The following is a 15,561-nucleotide window of genomic DNA, read 5'->3' on the forward strand; positions in this document are numbered from 1 at the left end:
AAATCATCTCGTCTCCGGCACCATTTTGGTACCGAGCGTAGTAGCCTTCCTGGTGGAGCTACAGAGGTGTGGCTTCACCTATGCGAAGGGAGCCTAAAAAGCGGCTAAATTCGGTGGAAAACAGCTCAAGCAAAACTTGCCTGTCGCGGGTTTGCGCCTTCCGCCTTCTGAGGGCGTCTGACTCACAACTCTGGTCGCGTCGAGCTTCGCCCGGATTGGCGACAGCAGGAACTCGGCTGACGCGTCGCGATGTACCGGCCCGCTGCAGCATTCGGATCTCTCGTCATCTCGTCAATAGCTCTGATACTATGCGGCTCTGGCGGCACAGCTATGTCGCAGCCGACGACGCCTAGAAGCGGAGCTAAAACGGCGGGGCTGGCGTTGAAGCAAAGACCGGCCACCGGTTTGTTTGTTTCGGCTGGAATGCCCCACGAACGGCCGGGACATCCTGCGCTGCCGTCGGGGCCGTGCTCTCGTGGAGAGCTGCGCCTCGTAGCCCAGGCAGCACCAACTCAGGTTAGGGTCAATTGCGACGGTCGTGCTCGATCTCCATCAGGTGCGGTCTACCTCTCAGAGTCGACATGCAGGCGACGGGCGGATTTGGTCGGGAAGGGCCAAAATCCGCCATTTCACCCCTAAGAAAGGACCGCCGGTCTAGCTCAGCAAGAGCGGCATCTTCGTCAACCACCGATTGACCACCGATACACCGTGAACGAACGCGGTAGATCGTCCAACAACGCCACGAAAAACGTCAATGTTCTCCGAGACCTTCGAGCAAGCAGGCCCGCTCATAACGTTCTAGTTGCAGGCTTGCGCTCGAGATGCCCGATAGCGATATCAATGGGCTAGGGATACCGTTTTCGTTTTTTGCCGATACGACCGCCCCAGACCCGCACTTCCATGGGAGTTACGACGCCCGACTCCAATTCATCTAACCATGACCTCATCCGGTTTTCCTAGACCTGACGTTTTCTGAGCGAAGTGATCGAGTACGAGGTCTAATCACGGCCGTTCAAATCAGACTTGCCCGATTTTACGCGAGGCGTATGATGTAAGTGCTTTCGGTGACAAAGGTTGGACGCGATGTCCTCCAGGATCACTGGCGATATCATCGACGCCCTGCTTCACTGCCGGTTGAAAGCGCACTTCCAACTGCGTGGTGAGCGCGGAACCCCGTCGGAGTATGAGAAGCTGCAGATCGAGCAGCGAGGCCGTTTGTTGCCCAAGGCCTTCGAAAGAATTCGGAGCGACTGCGGCGACGCCAAACTACTCACCGACCTTAGTATCACGTCTGCCGATCTGCGGAAGGGTGCCGCATTCATCCTTGGCGCTTCCCAAGTAGATGACCGCTACGCTGTCCATTTCGACGCTCTTCGCAAGATAGATGAACCGTCGGCCCTTGGTTCATTTCAGTATGAGCCGGCAATCTTCTGCGCAACGCCGCGTGTCACCGCTTCCGATCGCCAACGGCTTGCAGTGCGCGCAGTTCTATTAGCGAGATTTCAGGGCGCTTTTCCAAATGGGGGAACCGCTTACTTCGGACCCCGCTGCTTGAGAACGAGCATTCGGTTCGGATCGATGCTGGCCAAAGCAGAGGCCCTCCTACGAGATGCTGAACGGATACAGCGCGCCGAAGTCCCACCGAAACTAGTGTTGAATGATCATTGTCGCATTTGCGCATTTCGCGAACGTTGCCACGCTCAAGCCGTTCGTGAGGACAATTTAACTCTCTTGCGCGGCCTCGGGGACAAGACCATCAAGCGGTATGCCCGCAGCGGGATACTCACGCTCACGCAACTGGCGCACACCTTCCGGCCACGACGCCGCGGTAAACGGTCCGACCACCCTTTCACTCAGCGAGATCATGCGCTGCATGCACTCGCGATCCGTGACAAGACGGTCTACGTTCTGGGCTCACCGGAACTCAGAACGGCAGAAGTGCGCATCTTCGTAGATATGGAGGGTGATCCTGATAAACAATTTATCTACCTGATTGGCTTGGTCGTTTGCGAACGTGAGCGCGTCGAGCGGCACTCATTCTGGGCAGATAACGAGAAGGCAGAAGACGAAATCTTTGCGCGCTTCTTGGAAGTTGTTTCCCGATATGATGCTCCTTGCCTGTACTCTTACGGACACTTCGAGCGAACATTTTTAGAACGCATGAGACGTAAGGCTCGACGCAAGAACCCTATCGACAGAATTCTGTCGGCGCTCACCAACGTTCTTAAGATCATCTACCCGCACTTCTACTTCCCCACCTACTCGAACGGCCTGAAGGAGATCGCGGTTTATCTGGGCCACCATTGGAGCGATCCAGACGCATCTGGCATCATGAGTATCGTCTGGCGCAGACATTGGGAGATAACCGGCGACGCAGCATGGAAGTTGAGGCTGATCCAGTATAATCTAGAAGATTGCGAAGCGCTGCGCCGAGTTTGCAACTTTATCAGCCAGCCGCCACCCTCGGAAATGGAACACAAGTCTGGGGGCAAACATAGGGTGAGGTCGGTTGCAGAGCTGGACAAACTATCACGTACCACAAGCTGGTCGAAGCTTGCAAATCCTGACTTTGAATTCGTAAACAAGCGCGCTTACTTCGACTACCAGCAACGCCACGTGTTTGTCCGAGAAAAGCAAAAGAGCTCCCGCAAGCGTGGGCCGACTGAAAAGCGACGACGATGGCAGAACCGAGACTTGCGAGTCACGCACCGGATTAAGATTTCGGCCGCCCGCTGCCCGCACTGCAAAAGCACACACATCACATCGCTCTCCCCGAAGCAGCGGCCAAAAGGACTACAAAGAAGACGGAAGCGCGCAATCGATCTCGTCTTCACTCCGGGGGCCATTCGCCGGAAGGTAATCGAGTTCAAAACCGCGGCCTATCGCTGCGAGGGCTGTCATAAGTGCTTCGTCCCAGAGCGCTACGATCGCTTGAAGCGTTACTTTCATGGCTTAATGTGCTGGTTTGCGTATCAGCACATTACCCACAGGCTTGGGATCAAATCGCTGGCAGCACTATTTTATGAGACATTCGGCGTCCGGATAAACTTTTGGGAATTTGCCGACTTCCGGCATCTTCTCGTCTGCAAATACCGTGAGACATACAACAAGCTTCTGAAGCAACTCCTTGATGGGCCAGTCTTGTACATCGACGAAACCGAGATCAAGCTGAAGGACGGCGAGGGGTACGTATGGGTGCTCGCAAGCAACTCAGCAACAATATACATGTTCCGCCCCTCGCGCGAGGGTGGCTTTCTGCGGCCGCTACTGCGAGATTTCAAAGGCGTGCTTGTCTCCGATTTCTTTTCTGCCTACGACGGACTCCCCTGCGTGCAGCAGCGTTGCCTTATTCACCTGATGCGGGATTTGAACCGGGCCATTCTCGACAATCCGTTCGACCAGGAAGTTCAGTCCATTACGACGCCATTCGGCGTCTTGTTGAGATCAATTGTCACTACCATTGACCAGCGCGGTCTCAAACAGCGTCACCTACAGACGCACATCAAAGCCGCAGATAGCTTTTTTGATGCAGTTGCGGAGCGAGTTTACGATTCTGAGGCCTCTAAAGCCCTCCAGCAACGACTTCTGCGAAACCGCGAACGCCTCTTCACATTCTTGCGCCATGATGGAGTTTCATGGAACAACAATTTGGCCGAGAATGCCATTAAGCACGTCAGCACCTACAGAGATAACGTTCGCCGAAGCATTAAAGCAGAAGGTCTATCAGAGTATTTGTTGTTACTTAGCCTTTTTCAGTCGTGTCGAGTCATGGACATAAGCTTTTTGAAATTCTTGCTGTCGCTAGAACGCGATATAGGCGCGTTCGCGACCGGAAAGCGTCGGCGCCGGCGAGCAGCGCGGATCGAGATCTATCCGAAGGGGTATTTGCCGCCTTCGATCGTTTCCCTTCGGAGAGGAAAGACCAGGCCAACCAACAAACCAGGCGCAATTGATAGCCAATAATGGGAGGGCCGAAAGCTAAGATCTAAGGAAAGTGCGATCACACGTGGCGACGTTAATTGATGCCTTCAAAGAAGCTGCTCCAGGTGCACAATCGTCGAGCTTTCTGACATTAGTTGCGGGGAGGCCGAGGAATTTTATAGCTCGGGAAAGGCGAACATTTTGAAAGGCGAGCCGACAGCGTACGTCAAGAAGGAGTAGGTCGTCATGCCGTCGCCGCAGACTGTCACGCGGCTCGATGCCGCATTCCCGTTTCTTGAAGGCAACCCCGTCCCTGTTCCTTGCCGCGGCCAGGTGAGCGAGTCCAATACGGCGCCTATGAGGGGTTTTCGCATATCGGCGTCCGCGAGCGGTTGCTGAGCGCGCTATTCCCTCGCAATCTTCGACCGGGCGTCGGGCTTCAGTAACTCGAGATAATCCACATCGAGGGCGACCGACAGTTCGTAGATCGTCACGACAGTTGGGTTGCGCTGCCCCTTCTCCAGGCCGCTTATGTACTGCTGGCTGAAGCCAGAAACCTCCGCCAGCTTCTCCTGAGTCATTTCTTTGCTTTTTCGGATCCGCAGAACGTTGCGGCCAACCAACCGACGCATGTCCATGGGCAGAAGTCAGCCCATTGCGCGCATGGTTTTTATCAACTATAGTATGTATCCACTAAAGTATGTAACGCCTGATCGGCCTAAGAGGAGGTTCTGTGTCGCAAGGTCGTTTCGCCGAACCAAATTCGCAGGGTCGTGCCGTGGCAGTGACCGCGATAGAACATGGCAAAGTGGTCATTACAGTCGCAAGCTTAGCGTGCGAGCGCACCGTGGCCGCCGCCCCGGTCTGCGGCTTCATCACCACGATTTTAGGAGGTCCACTTCGCGGCGAGACGCGGAAGAGCAGAACGTGGAGCGGGATGATTCGCAGTCACTCGGACGCTGTATCTCGCGTTTCCAAGCTCCTCGTGTCCGAGCAGGATGACGCCCCGCAAGCAGACGATGAGCACCCGCGATAGAGCCCGTGAACCGACCCTTTTGCGTCCGATAGCGCGATGACACTTCCGAAGGACGCAAAGGCCTTCACTGTTACCTGATCCAGAGCCTAGACACGTCCTCCGGCGTTTTTCCGGCAGGTGCGCAGGGCTTCGGGAAAGGGTATCCGATCGATGCCAAGGCAGACGGCTCTCCCGTCATCACTCAAGCCGCGGCTCATTACTCGCGAGGCGGCAGCCGCATACATCTGCGTGTCCGCCAACGTCTTTGATCAGATGGTGCGATTAGGCACCATGCCGAAGCCCAAGCTCCTAGGTGAGCGCCGGAAAGCATGGGACGTCCGAGAACTGGACACTGCCATTGATCTGCTGCCTTCAGATGGCAATGATCCTGGCCTTGACGAGACGTGGAGCGATGTCGATGCCTCGAAGGTTGCCGCCATACGTTGAGCGCAATCACGTCAAGGGGCATACATACCTGTCATTTCGGCGAGGCAAGGGTCGGCGCATTCGCCTGCCAGATGACCCGACCAGCCCTGAGTTCATGTCAGCCTACCAAAGCGCCCTTCTCGGTCAGGTGACAACGTCTAGACCCGAAATCCGCCCTCCCGTTCAGGGCACAATCTCTGCGCTGATCGCCTCTTACATGCGAAGCTCGGAGTACGTCGGCCTTCGAAAGACGAGCAAGGAGGGGTACGGCAGACGGCTCGAGGCCCTCAGAATCGAGCACGGGCAGCGGACCGTCGCTGGACTTTCTCGCGAGCGCATCATCACCGGCATTCTTCAGCCGTTCGCCGACCGGCCGGGCGCGGCTCTCGATACACTCAAGAAGCTTCGCATTCTGATCCGTCACGCCATCAACATCGGCTGGATCAAGCACGATCCGTCGCTCGGGATAAAGCGACCCAAGCTTCAGCGCATCAGATCTTGGACAGAGGACGAGATCGAGCTCTTCCGCAAGAAATGGCATTTGGAGACCAAACAGCGGCTGGCCTTCGAACTGTTCCTGAACACGGGCCAGCGACGATCGGACGTGGTCCGCATGGCGTGGTCCCACATCACGCCAGAAAACAGAATCGCCGTCGCGCAGCAGAAGACAGGACGGCGATTGTTGATTCCGCTCCACCGGGACCTGCTTTCGGCCTTGGCCGTCGCAAAGCGTGACCACGTGACGATCATCACGACCGCCTATGGCCAGTCCTTCAGTGTTGACGGCTTCAGCCAATGGATACGCGATGCCATTACGGACGCAGGCCTGCCGCTTGATTGTCAGCCGCACGGCCTGCGGAAGGCGACCGGCCGTCGTCTGGCTGAGGCTGGCGCGACGGCAAAGATGATCATGTCCGTCCTTGGCCACACCACTCTTGCAGAGGCCGAGCGATACACTGAGGAGGCTGATCAGGCGAGCCTTGCGGTCGATGCTCTGGCGCGCCTCGAAGGACACAAGGCGAACGACTTTCCCCAAACGCAATCCGCCGGTTTGGGAATACCGACCAAAACCTCAAGAAAATCAGCGGGGGAAAGGCAGAACTGGCGCTCCCTAGGGGAATCGAACCCCTGTTTCAGCCTTGAGAGGGCCGCGTCCTAACCGCTAGACGAAGGGAGCGTGAGGTGAACCGCATAGCCTTGAACGCGCCGCGCCGCAAGACGGCGGATGCAGAATTTGTGGGGGTGCGGTGTCCGTGCCCCAAGGGTCTTTCCCCGTGTGGGCCCCCTCCCCTAGCCCCTCCCCACAAGGGGGAGGGGAACGGACTGCCCCGGGTGGCGAGGATCGCTCATTCGGCCATCATGGGATGAAAGCAGCCGGCCGCGAAGGCTGTGGGCTCCCTCTCCCGCTTGCGGGGGAGGGTTGGGGTGGGGGCGCCGCGGGCGCTGGTGCCAATGGAGAGAGTTCCCCCCACTCGCATCGCACTGAAGATGCGATGCAAGCTCTCAGAGCGAGCTTCGCTCGTCTCGCCCCGCAGGCGGGGGAGGCGCTGACTGCCCGTGTCGTCGGAGGTGGGGCCAAAAGAGAGAGGGGCCGAAACGGGCGGGCGAAACCGCCCTGCCCTTACGGTTCCACCGCGAAGCGGAGGCGGCCGGTGGGTTTCAGGGTCTTGGCGTCGAAGGTGCGGATCTCCGTGGTGCCCCCCACATCCAGGGTCACCGCGAGGCGGTCGCCGGCGGTGCCGGTGGCGACGATGCGGGCGCCCTTCGGGAGCATGGCGGTGAGGTCCGGGCCCGAAGCTGTGCTTCCCTCGCCGCGGAAAAGGCGGTAGCCGATGGCGACCAGGAGCACGGCGATCGCGATCGAGGTGGTCACGCCCGCGATCATCATCATGCGCCGCAGCCGCGCCATCAGCTGGGCCTGCTCGGGCGAGGACGGCTCGGGCGCAACGGTAGAGTTCATGGACATCTCGACTTCACAATCCCACGGTCTGATGACGGTCATTGTCGCCGGCGACGAAGGCTCGCCGCGGCTCGATCGCGTGCTGGCAGCCAGGCTGCCGGAGCTGTCGCGGTCGCGGCTGAAGGCGCTGATCCTGGCCGGACAGGTGTCGCTCCGCGCGGCGGCGGTGCGGGACCCCGCTTATCACGTCACAGCCGGCGACACGATCACAATCGACGTTCCGGAGGCCGTCCCGGCCGAGCCTGCGGCCGAGGCGATCCCGCTGAAAATCATCTACGAGGACGACGACATCATCGTCATCGACAAGCCGGCCGGCCTGGTCGTGCATCCCGCCGCCGGGCACGAGACCGGCACGCTGGTCAACGCGCTGATCGCGCATTGCGGCGCCAGTCTTTCGGGGATCGGCGGGGTCAAGCGGCCGGGCATCGTGCACCGGCTGGACAAGGACACCACCGGCCTGATGGTGGTCGCGAAGAACGATCACGCCCACGCCTCGCTGAGCGCGCAGTTCGCCGATCACGGCCGCACCGGCGCGATGGAGCGCGGCTATCTCGCTTTCGCCTGGGGCGTGCCGCACCGGCCGCATGGCACCATCAACGCGGCCATCGACCGCCATCCGCATGCCCGCGACAAGATGGCGGTGCGGCCCAAGGGGCGCGAGGCGATTACCCATTACGAGGTGCAGGAGAGTTTTGCCGGCCGCGACGGCAAGCCGGTGGCCTCGCTGATCGCCTGTCATCTCGAGACTGGACGCACCCACCAGATCCGCGTGCATCTCGCCCATCTCGGGCACCCGCTGATGGGCGACGCCGTCTATGGCCCGCATTTCAAGACCAAGGCCAACCAGCTCGCGCCAGGGGCGCGGGCGGTGCTCGAGGCGCTCGGGCGGCAGGCGCTGCACGCCTATCTGCTGGTGATCGAGCACCCCCGGACGGGAGAAATAATGCGCTGGGAATCGGAGCTTCCGGAGGATCTTTCTCTTTTGGGGCGCGCCCTGCGAGCGGCGCTATGACGCAGGACCTTCAGAAAAACGCAAGCATGTCAAAAACTTAATGGAGCCACACGGGGTCGTGACCCCCGGAATCCTTCCACCGGGGGGCGAAAATGGTGTATGTTGCGCCTGCGTCGAATGGTCGACGCATGGAACGTCGCAAACCGGCCGGCTTTAACCAAGCGACCGCTTTGCCTGGCCCGCCGCTATCGGGGGCCTGAACCAACTGGAGGGCGCTCGATGGCCCGTACAGCTACTCTGCCGGTTCTCAACGGAGAATCGGGACTTTCACGCTACCTCGCCGAGATCCGCAAGTTCCCGATGCTGGAACCGCAGGAGGAGTACATGCTCGCCAAGCGTTGGCGCGAGCATGACGACAGCGACGCAGCGCATAAACTCGTGACCAGCCACCTCAGGCTCGTGGCCAAGATCGCCATGGGCTATCGCGGCTACGGCCTGCCGATATCCGAAGTCGTTTCGGAAGGCAATGTCGGCCTGATGCAGGCGGTGAAAAGGTTCGAGCCCGAGAAGGGCTTTCGCCTTGCCACCTACGCCATGTGGTGGATCAAGGCGTCGATACAAGAGTACATCCTGAGATCGTGGTCGCTCGTGAAGATGGGCACGACCGCGAACCAGAAGAAGCTGTTCTTCAACCTGCGCAAGGCCAAGAGCCGGATCAACGCGCTGGATGAAGGCGATCTGCATCCGGATCAGGTCAAGCTGATCGCGAAGCGCCTCGGCGTGACCGATCAGGACGTGGTCGACATGAACCGCCGCCTCGGCGGCGACGCCTCGCTGAACGCGCCGATCCGCGACGACGGCGAAGCGGGCGAATGGCAGGACTGGCTGGTCGACAACTCGCCCAACCAGGAAGCCATCATGGCCGAGCACGAGGAGTACGACCACCGCAGGCAGGCGCTGAACGGCGCGATCGGCGTGCTCAACGCCAGGGAGCGCCGCATCTTCGAGGCGCGGCGTCTGGCCGACGAGCCGATGACGCTCGAGGACCTCGCTGCCGAGTTCGGCGTGTCGCGCGAGCGCGTCCGCCAGATCGAGGTGCGCGCGTTCGAGAAGGTGCAGTCCGCCGTCAAGGGCGCCATCGCCAAGCAGGAGGCGGCGGCGCTGGAGGCCGCGCACTAGGCGCGCGCGGCTTGCTTGAAGGTGGTCTTTGGATGCGATCGGAGCCGGCGGAGACGCCGGCTTCTTTGTCAGGTGCGATCAGTCCGGCGCGGCGCGGGCGAGCCTGGCGAGCGCACAGCCCTCGCAATAGCGGGCGTCCTTGTAGTCGATCCAGTTGTGCGCATAGATCCGCTCCCGCGGGATATTGTAGCGCAGCCGGAGCAGCTTCGAGAGGATGCGCCACGCGGCGATCTGGGCCTCGGTGGGCGGCGTGGTGACGTCGGGATAGTTGCCGGCAAACTCCACGCCGATGGAATTGTCGCGCACGACCTTGCGATAGGTCGGGCCGTTGTCGATATAGCGGTTGTCGTTGCGGTTGGCGCCGTCGCCATGCAGCGTCACCATCGTTTCCGGCACCGCCCAGTACACCGTGCCGTCGGTTTCCACCCAGATGGTGACGCCACGCCGTTTCGGGTTCTTGGCCTGCGCCAGCGCCCCCGCCCGCGCCGACCCGGCCGGCCCCTTGGTCTGGTGGACGATGATGTTGGTCCAGGGATGAGCCTGGTACGGATCGCCCCACGGCGCCAGCCAGACGATTCTGAGCCCCGGGATCTCCGGCGTGCCGGATGATCGGGCCAGTGCGGCGAGCTCCTTGGCCGAGGCCGGCGGAGGGAGAAGATTGAAAAGCAGCGCGAGCGCTGCGCGGAGGGAGAACAGGACCGGCCTCATGGCCGGCCATGATAGCACCCGCTACCCGGCGGCGGCATCCTGGCGGCGCGGGTTTGCCACCAGCGGCTCGATCTGGTCCGGGGCGAGCGCCGGCGTCTCGTGGTCAGGAGTGACGACGGCATAGCGGTTCTTGCCGTCCTTCTTGGCGACATACAGCGCCTGGTCCGCCCGCGCCATCAGCCGGTCGGGGAATGCGCCGACATCCTCGGTCCATTCGGCGACGCCGATCGAGACCTCGATCGGGACCTCGGCGCCGGCACAGGCCTCGGCATCGTCGCGGCAGACCTGCAGGATGCGCCGCGCGATCATCGCGCCCTCGCGCAGCGAGGACGCCGGCAGCACGATGCAGAATTCGTCGCCGCCGGTGCGGGCCAGCATGTCGCCGGGGCGCAGCCGGGTCTGGGCCATCAGCGTGAAGTGCTGCAGGCAGGCATCGCCGGCGGCATGGCCATGGGTGTCGTTGATGATCTTGAAGCCGTCGAGGTCGATCACCAACAGCGCGAACGGCCGTCGCGAGCGCTCGGCGCGCGCGCACTCCTCGCTCAGGCGCTGCATCAGGTGACGGCGGTTGGCGACGCCGGTGAGATCGTCGAGCAGCGCGAGATCGGCGACCTCGTTGCGCAGCCGGTCCACCGCCATCAGCAGGAAGCCGAAATTGAGCGACATCGACAGGAAGATCAGCAGCAGCACCGCGGCGGCCTGGCCGCTGGTGGAGTGGCTGAAATTGAAATCGGCGCCGATGAACGCCCCGATCGACCGCGCAGCAAACACCGCGATGATCAGAACGGACAGCAGGCCGGCCAGCCGCGCTCCCGGATTGACGGGCCCGCGCCTCGCATCCAGCACCAGTCGCGCGATGATCGCCATGGGGACCGCCTGCCCGATCGAGTAGCACAGGATCCTCAGCGGACCGTGGTCGTATGCGTATTGGAAAAATGCGATCGACGCGCAGGTCATGGCGACGACGGTCAAGCTCAGCTGCCACGACGCCCTGTAGCCGTAGAAGCGCTCCACGCCCATCGCCGCGAGGCAGATCGCGAAGGTCATCAGCGAGCCGCCGGCCAGCAGCGGAACGAACGAGCCGAAATAGAACCGGGTCAGCGCGAATGTCGCCGCCGGCGCGCACATGAACGCAGATGCCGTCCAGTACCGCGCCGAATCCAGATTGGGATAGCTGCGCATCACGTAGGCCCAGATCAGGCCCAACGCGAGGAAATTGACCACGAAGGCGGTCCACAGCGTCGGAACGTTCAGCATCCCGACAGCAGGACGCCGCAGGCCCTGTCCTCGATGTTCAATAACGCCACGCTCATGAGCTACCCTGTTGTTCGGGGCAACATGGGCGCGGCGCAGTTAACGGTTCCTCAAGGGCGCAACCAAGATTGCGCCTTGGTTTTGAATCAATGAAAACACTTTTTACGATCCGCTAACCTTGTCGGGACCCGAGCGCCAGCGGCGCAACTGGCCGGCGAATGCATCGAGCTGTGGATAAGCGCAACGGCGCTGGTGACGGCGTGAGGCAGAGCTTCGCGAATCTGCTGGGATCGACACCCGAGGCTGATGCATGGCTGGCGTGCGCCAGCAAGCCTCGAAGTCGCGTTGCAATCCATCAAACTCCTGACGAGGATTCCATGGCGAAGAAGGCGAAGAAGGCCGCAAAGGCCACCAAGAAAGCTGCGAAGAAGACCAAGAAGGCTGCCAAGAAGAAGTAGTTGCACTTCCCGGGTGGGAGCGCGGCTTCCACCCGGCTCTCAGTTGGCTCGACCGCTAGCCGATTCTACTACGTCTCCACCGGTCGGCGTTTGCCACGCATCACCCTTTGAGCAACGCTGGCGGCGCGAGACCTTGCCTCATCCGATATCGGGCGTGCGCTCGAGCGTCACCTCGGCCTCGCGCAGCACGTCCAGCGGCGCCCACGGCTTGCTCCAGAACTTTGTGCCGCCCGGCAGCGGCTGCGACAACGGGCGGCCAGACGTGACGACCACATTGATGTGGGGGTGACGCGCCTTGGCGACATGGGCAAGCTCGACCCCGTTCATGCGGCCCGCCAGATTGACGTCGGTCATCAGCAGCACGATGCGATGCCCCGGCTTGTTCAGGACGAGTTCGGCGGCCTCCGCGCTCTCACACGCGATCACGTCGTACTCGCTCTCTTCGAGCAGCAGCGTGATCATCTCGCGCTGCGCCAGATCGTCTTCCACGATCAGTGCGGTGGCGCGAAAAGGTTGCGACTGTCCCATGCAGGTCCTCCACGAATGTGTGCTCGTAAAGTAATGTGAGTTAAAAGCTGAACCGCCGGATGGTTCGGTTCCAATCAGAAAAAGTGGCAGAAAACCCAGCTGCAATTCAACCAGGCACGTGGAACCGGTCCATCAGGGGAGTGAAGCGACAATGACGATCATTCGAGGCGCAGCTGCCGCCGTGACAGGCGCAGCCAGCGGTATTGGCCGTGCGCTGGCGCAGGAGCTGGCGGCGCGCGGCTGCGATCTCGCACTTGCCGATCGCGATGAGGCGGGCCTCGCAAGCCTCGCCGCCGAGCTCACCGCAAGCGGCCGCAAGGTGACCACGCACCGGCTGGACGTCAGCGATGTGGCTGCGGTCACGCAGTTCGCCGAGGACGCGACCCGCGCGCATCCCGGCCTCAACATCGTCGTCAACAATGCCGGCGTGGCACTGTTCGGCAGCTTCGCCGAGATCGATCAGGCGGAGATGGACTGGCTGTTCAACATCAATTTCTGGGGCGTCGTGCACGGCACGCGCGCGTTCCTGCCGCATCTTTCGCGCCGGCGCGAAGCGCATGTCGTCAACCTGTCCTCGATCTTCGGCATCATCGCTCCGCCCGGCCAATCGGCCTACGCCGCGGCAAAGTTCGCGGTAAGGGGATTTTCCGAGAGCCTGCGCCACGAGTTCACAGCCGCCGGCAGTCCGGTGCGGCTGTCGGTCGTGCATCCCGGCGGGATCGCCACGGCGATTGCGCGCAATGCTCGCGCTGGCCACGGCATGACCGACAATGCGCGCCGCGTGCAGGCCATCGAGCGGTTCGAGCGGCTCGCCAGGACCAGCCCACGCGACGCCGCGTTGCGGATCATCCAGGGCATCGAGCGCAATGAGCCCCGCATCCTGATCGGCAGCGATGCCCGCTTCATGGATCTCCTGCAGCGGTTCATGCCGGGCACCTATTGGCGCGTGATGGCGAAGCGGCTCGAGAAGGCGGCCGCGAAGCAGGCGTGAGCCACGGGACAGGAGGCCCCGCCCCGGCTCGCGCCCGTGGCGGATACGCCGGAGCGATCGGCGTGTCGGCAACCTTGATACGTCAGCCGCCCAACGAGCGGTCAGGCCGCTCTGATATGGGCCAGGAACTGGTTGACCTCGCTGCGCAGCCGGGTCGACTGCTGCGCGAGTTCGCCGGCCGCCGACAGCACCTCGTTGGCGGCATGGCCGGTCTGCACGACGCCGGACGTGACGCCCGCGATGTTGCGCGTGACGTCCTGGGTCTTGCCGGCAACGACGTTCACACTGCCGGCGATCTCGCGGGTCGCCGCGTCCTGCTGCGCGATCGATGAGGCGATGATGGTCGAGATCTCATCGACCTCCTGGATCGTGGCGCAAATCATGCCGATGCTGTGGACGGCAGCGGCGGTTTCGGCCTGAACCGCGGCGATCTGAGCCCCGATCTCTTCCGTTGCCTTGGCCGTTTGGGTCGCCAGCGTCTTCACCTCGCTGGCCACGACGGCGAATCCCCTGCCCGACTCGCCGGCGCGCGCGGCCTCGATCGTCGCATTCAGCGCCAGCAGATTGGTCTGGCTGGCGATCTGGGTGATGAGCGCGACGACCTCGCCGATCTTGCCGGCCGCGAGGTTGAGCCGCTGCACCTTGTCGTTGGATTGCTGCCCTTCGTCCGCCGCCTTGCGAACCACGGACGACGCACGCTCGAGCGTCTTGCTGATCTCGTTCATCGAGGATGACAGCTCTTCGGCCGCCGAGGCAACGGTGTTGACATTGTCCGATGCGGAGCCGCACGCCTGCGATACCGTCAGGGCCTGCTGTTTCGACTGATCGATCGTCACCGACATCGAACGGGCGGTCGCCTCCATTTCGATGGCCGCAGCCGACACTGCGTCGACGACGCCGCGGACGCTGGCCTCGAAGCCATCGGCCACCTCCATCAGCATGCGGCGCCGGTCCTCCTCGGCACGAGCCTGGGCCTTCTCCTGCTCCGCCTGCAGATCCCTCATCCGGACGGCGTTGTCCCTGAAAATCGAAACGGCGCGTGCCATCTGTCCGACCTCGTCCTTGCGCCAGTCGGCCGGGACGCGAACGTCCAGGTTGCCGTCGGCGAGCTCGCGCATCGCGCTCGTCATCTGGACGATCGGACGGGAGATGCTGCGCGCGATCAACAGCCCGGCGAGCGCGATCAGCACGAGGCCGGCCAGCGTCATCCCGATTGCCAACGCCCCGGCGCGATTGCGAGCCTGGATGAACTCGCTGTTGTCCATGACGATCTCGACGGCACCGATCGGCTTGCCGGAGAAATCCTTGATCGGGCCCAGCAACGCGACGACCGGAACACCTTTGAGCTGTCCTTGGCGCGACAGGAAGCCGCCGGCCGACGCCTCCCGATAGTCGCCGCTTGCGAAGAAGGAGGTCTCCCCGATCGTCGTCGCGAACAGCTTGAAGCCGGTGTCGCCAGCCAGGCGGAACGCGACGTCGACACTGCGGCTGCGCTTGAACTCGTCGAAGAAGTTTTGGCCAAAGGTCAGGCCGAACTCGACTGAGCCCAGATGTTTGCCGGCGGAAACGATCGGTACGACGCCGCGGAGGCCGAGGCCGGCAACGCCGCCCTCCAGCCCGACGATCGGCTTGCGGTCGGTGTTGGCGGCCACCACCGTCTTGCGGAATCCCGACAGATCGTCGCCGAACTTGGCCGGCTGGTGCACCCGCAGGAAGGACATCGCCGGCGGCGTGTGAAACTGAAACTGGTCGACACCGTAATCGGCTTTCAGGCTGGCCATGCCCGCACCGAACAGCCGCATCAAGGCGTCGCGGTCGTTCTGCGCCATGGCGTCCTGGACCGCGGGGATCTTGGCGACCACCGCGCTCATCGCTTCCGCGCGGGTCGACTCCAGCTGCAGGCGCGAATTGAAGGCGTCATATTGGGCGTGGAGTTCGCGCTCATTGGCGCGGTCGATGATGCCGCCGATGATCCACATGGCGACCAGCAGCACGAAGAGGGCCGTCGCTGCCGCACCGATCACCAGAGAAAGGGTGATCCGGGTTCTCAAGCCAACAAACTTCAACATGCGATCCTCGAACGTCGACTGGTGTCCGAGTATTGCAGCGCTGCAACTAATTATTCCTGAACGAGTCAGCCATTGTAGCGGACTAACAGCAAACTCTCGC

The 15,561-nt window shown here is 62.0% G+C and carries 11 protein-coding genes, 1 tRNA gene and 1 pseudogene; 6 read left to right on the forward strand and 7 right to left on the reverse strand.

Annotated features, from left to right (window positions below):
- The first annotated feature begins 1,083 nt into the window (after positions 1-1,083).
- Positions 1,084-3,963, forward strand: a complete 2,880-nt coding sequence (locus ACQR1H_RS32370) for a TM0106 family RecB-like putative nuclease (protein ID WP_434908761.1) — start codon at positions 1,084-1,086, stop codon at positions 3,961-3,963.
- Between the two features lie 362 nt (positions 3,964-4,325).
- Here ACQR1H_RS32370 and ACQR1H_RS32375 read toward each other — a convergent pair whose 3' ends face one another.
- A complete protein-coding gene (locus ACQR1H_RS32375) occupies positions 4,326-4,559 on the reverse strand; it encodes a helix-turn-helix domain-containing protein (protein WP_434908762.1) in 234 nt (77 codons plus the stop codon).
- Positions 4,560-5,579: 1,020 nt separating this feature from the next.
- Here ACQR1H_RS32375 and ACQR1H_RS32380 point away from each other — a divergent pair.
- Positions 5,580-6,275, forward strand: a pseudogene (locus tag ACQR1H_RS32380) (tyrosine-type recombinase/integrase); the annotation flags it as partial.
- 189 nt (positions 6,276-6,464) lie between these two features.
- Here ACQR1H_RS32380 and ACQR1H_RS32385 read toward each other — a convergent pair.
- Positions 6,465-6,539 (reverse strand) — tRNA-Glu (locus ACQR1H_RS32385).
- A 444-nt stretch (positions 6,540-6,983) separates the two neighbouring features.
- A complete protein-coding gene (locus ACQR1H_RS32390) occupies positions 6,984-7,322 on the reverse strand; it encodes a hypothetical protein (RefSeq protein ID WP_316183578.1) in 339 nt (112 codons plus the stop codon).
- 31 nt (positions 7,323-7,353) lie between these two features.
- Between ACQR1H_RS32390 and ACQR1H_RS32395 the strand changes: the two genes are divergently transcribed.
- Positions 7,354-8,334 carry an RluA family pseudouridine synthase gene (locus tag ACQR1H_RS32395; protein ID WP_434899405.1) on the forward strand — a complete coding sequence of 327 codons (981 nt, stop codon included), beginning with the start codon at positions 7,354-7,356 and terminating at the stop codon, positions 8,332-8,334.
- A 219-nt stretch (positions 8,335-8,553) separates the two neighbouring features.
- Positions 8,554-9,453 (forward strand): RNA polymerase sigma factor RpoH, encoded by a 900-nt coding sequence (gene rpoH / locus ACQR1H_RS32400; RefSeq protein WP_315805519.1) that lies wholly within the window; start codon positions 8,554-8,556, stop codon positions 9,451-9,453.
- 78 nt (positions 9,454-9,531) lie between these two features.
- Here rpoH and ACQR1H_RS32405 read toward each other — a convergent pair whose 3' ends face one another.
- Together ACQR1H_RS32405 and ACQR1H_RS32410 are read right to left on the reverse strand one after the other, a co-directional pair.
- Positions 9,532-10,161, reverse strand: a complete 630-nt coding sequence (locus ACQR1H_RS32405; RefSeq protein ID WP_434908763.1) for a peptidoglycan recognition protein family protein — start codon at positions 10,159-10,161, stop codon at positions 9,532-9,534.
- Positions 10,162-10,182: 21 nt separating this feature from the next.
- Positions 10,183-11,418, reverse strand: a complete 1,236-nt coding sequence (locus ACQR1H_RS32410; protein ID WP_434908764.1) for a GGDEF domain-containing protein — start codon at positions 11,416-11,418, stop codon at positions 10,183-10,185.
- Between the two features lie 227 nt (positions 11,419-11,645).
- On the opposite strand from ACQR1H_RS32410, the gene ACQR1H_RS32415 reads away from it, so the two are divergent.
- The gene (locus ACQR1H_RS32415; RefSeq protein ID WP_316237057.1) at positions 11,646-11,873 is read left to right on the forward strand and encodes a hypothetical protein; all 228 of its coding nucleotides are present in this window, start codon (positions 11,646-11,648) and stop codon (positions 11,871-11,873) included.
- 138 nt (positions 11,874-12,011) lie between these two features.
- Here ACQR1H_RS32415 and ACQR1H_RS32420 read toward each other — a convergent pair whose 3' ends face one another.
- A complete protein-coding gene (locus tag ACQR1H_RS32420; protein ID WP_315805471.1) occupies positions 12,012-12,401 on the reverse strand; it encodes a response regulator in 390 nt (129 codons plus the stop codon).
- A 151-nt stretch (positions 12,402-12,552) separates the two neighbouring features.
- Here ACQR1H_RS32420 and ACQR1H_RS32425 point away from each other — a divergent pair, with 151 nt between their 5' ends.
- Positions 12,553-13,392 carry an SDR family NAD(P)-dependent oxidoreductase gene (locus tag ACQR1H_RS32425; RefSeq protein ID WP_315805472.1) on the forward strand — a complete coding sequence of 280 codons (840 nt, stop codon included), beginning with the start codon at positions 12,553-12,555 and terminating at the stop codon, positions 13,390-13,392.
- Positions 13,393-13,493: 101 nt separating this feature from the next.
- On the opposite strand, the gene ACQR1H_RS32430 is transcribed toward ACQR1H_RS32425, so the two are convergent.
- On the reverse strand, positions 13,494-15,461 hold the full coding sequence (locus ACQR1H_RS32430) for a methyl-accepting chemotaxis protein (protein ID WP_315805473.1): 1,968 nt from the start codon (positions 15,459-15,461) through the stop codon (positions 13,494-13,496).
- Positions 15,462-15,561: the final 100 nt, after the last annotated feature.

Origin of the sequence: Bradyrhizobium sp. HKCCYLRH2015, from assembly GCF_051168215.1 — a bacterium.
In the GTDB taxonomy this organism is placed as follows: Bacteria; Pseudomonadota; Alphaproteobacteria; order Rhizobiales; family Xanthobacteraceae; genus Bradyrhizobium.

Bases quoted from the DNA above. Each gene is read 5' to 3' on its own strand.
- ACQR1H_RS32390 (WP_316183578.1), bottom strand. From the start codon at position 7,322: ATGAACTCTACCGTTGCGCCCGAGCCGTCCTCGCCCGAGCAGGCCCAG.
- ACQR1H_RS32405 (WP_434908763.1), bottom strand. From the start codon at position 10,161: ATGAGGCCGGTCCTGTTCTCCCTCCGCGCAGCGCTCGCGCTGCTTTTC.
- ACQR1H_RS32420 (WP_315805471.1), bottom strand. From the start codon at position 12,401: ATGGGACAGTCGCAACCTTTTCGCGCCACCGCACTGATCGTGGAAGAC.
- ACQR1H_RS32430 (WP_315805473.1), bottom strand. From the start codon at position 15,461: ATGTTGAAGTTTGTTGGCTTGAGAACCCGGATCACCCTTTCTCTGGTG.
- ACQR1H_RS32375 (WP_434908762.1), bottom strand. From the start codon at position 4,559: ATGGACATGCGTCGGTTGGTTGGCCGCAACGTTCTGCGGATCCGAAAA.
- ACQR1H_RS32425 (WP_315805472.1), top strand. From the start codon at position 12,553: ATGACGATCATTCGAGGCGCAGCTGCCGCCGTGACAGGCGCAGCCAGC.
- rpoH (WP_315805519.1), top strand. From the start codon at position 8,554: ATGGCCCGTACAGCTACTCTGCCGGTTCTCAACGGAGAATCGGGACTT.
- ACQR1H_RS32410 (WP_434908764.1), bottom strand. From the start codon at position 11,418: ATGCTGAACGTTCCGACGCTGTGGACCGCCTTCGTGGTCAATTTCCTC.
- ACQR1H_RS32370 (WP_434908761.1), top strand. From the start codon at position 1,084: ATGTCCTCCAGGATCACTGGCGATATCATCGACGCCCTGCTTCACTGC.
- ACQR1H_RS32395 (WP_434899405.1), top strand. From the start codon at position 7,354: ATGACGGTCATTGTCGCCGGCGACGAAGGCTCGCCGCGGCTCGATCGC.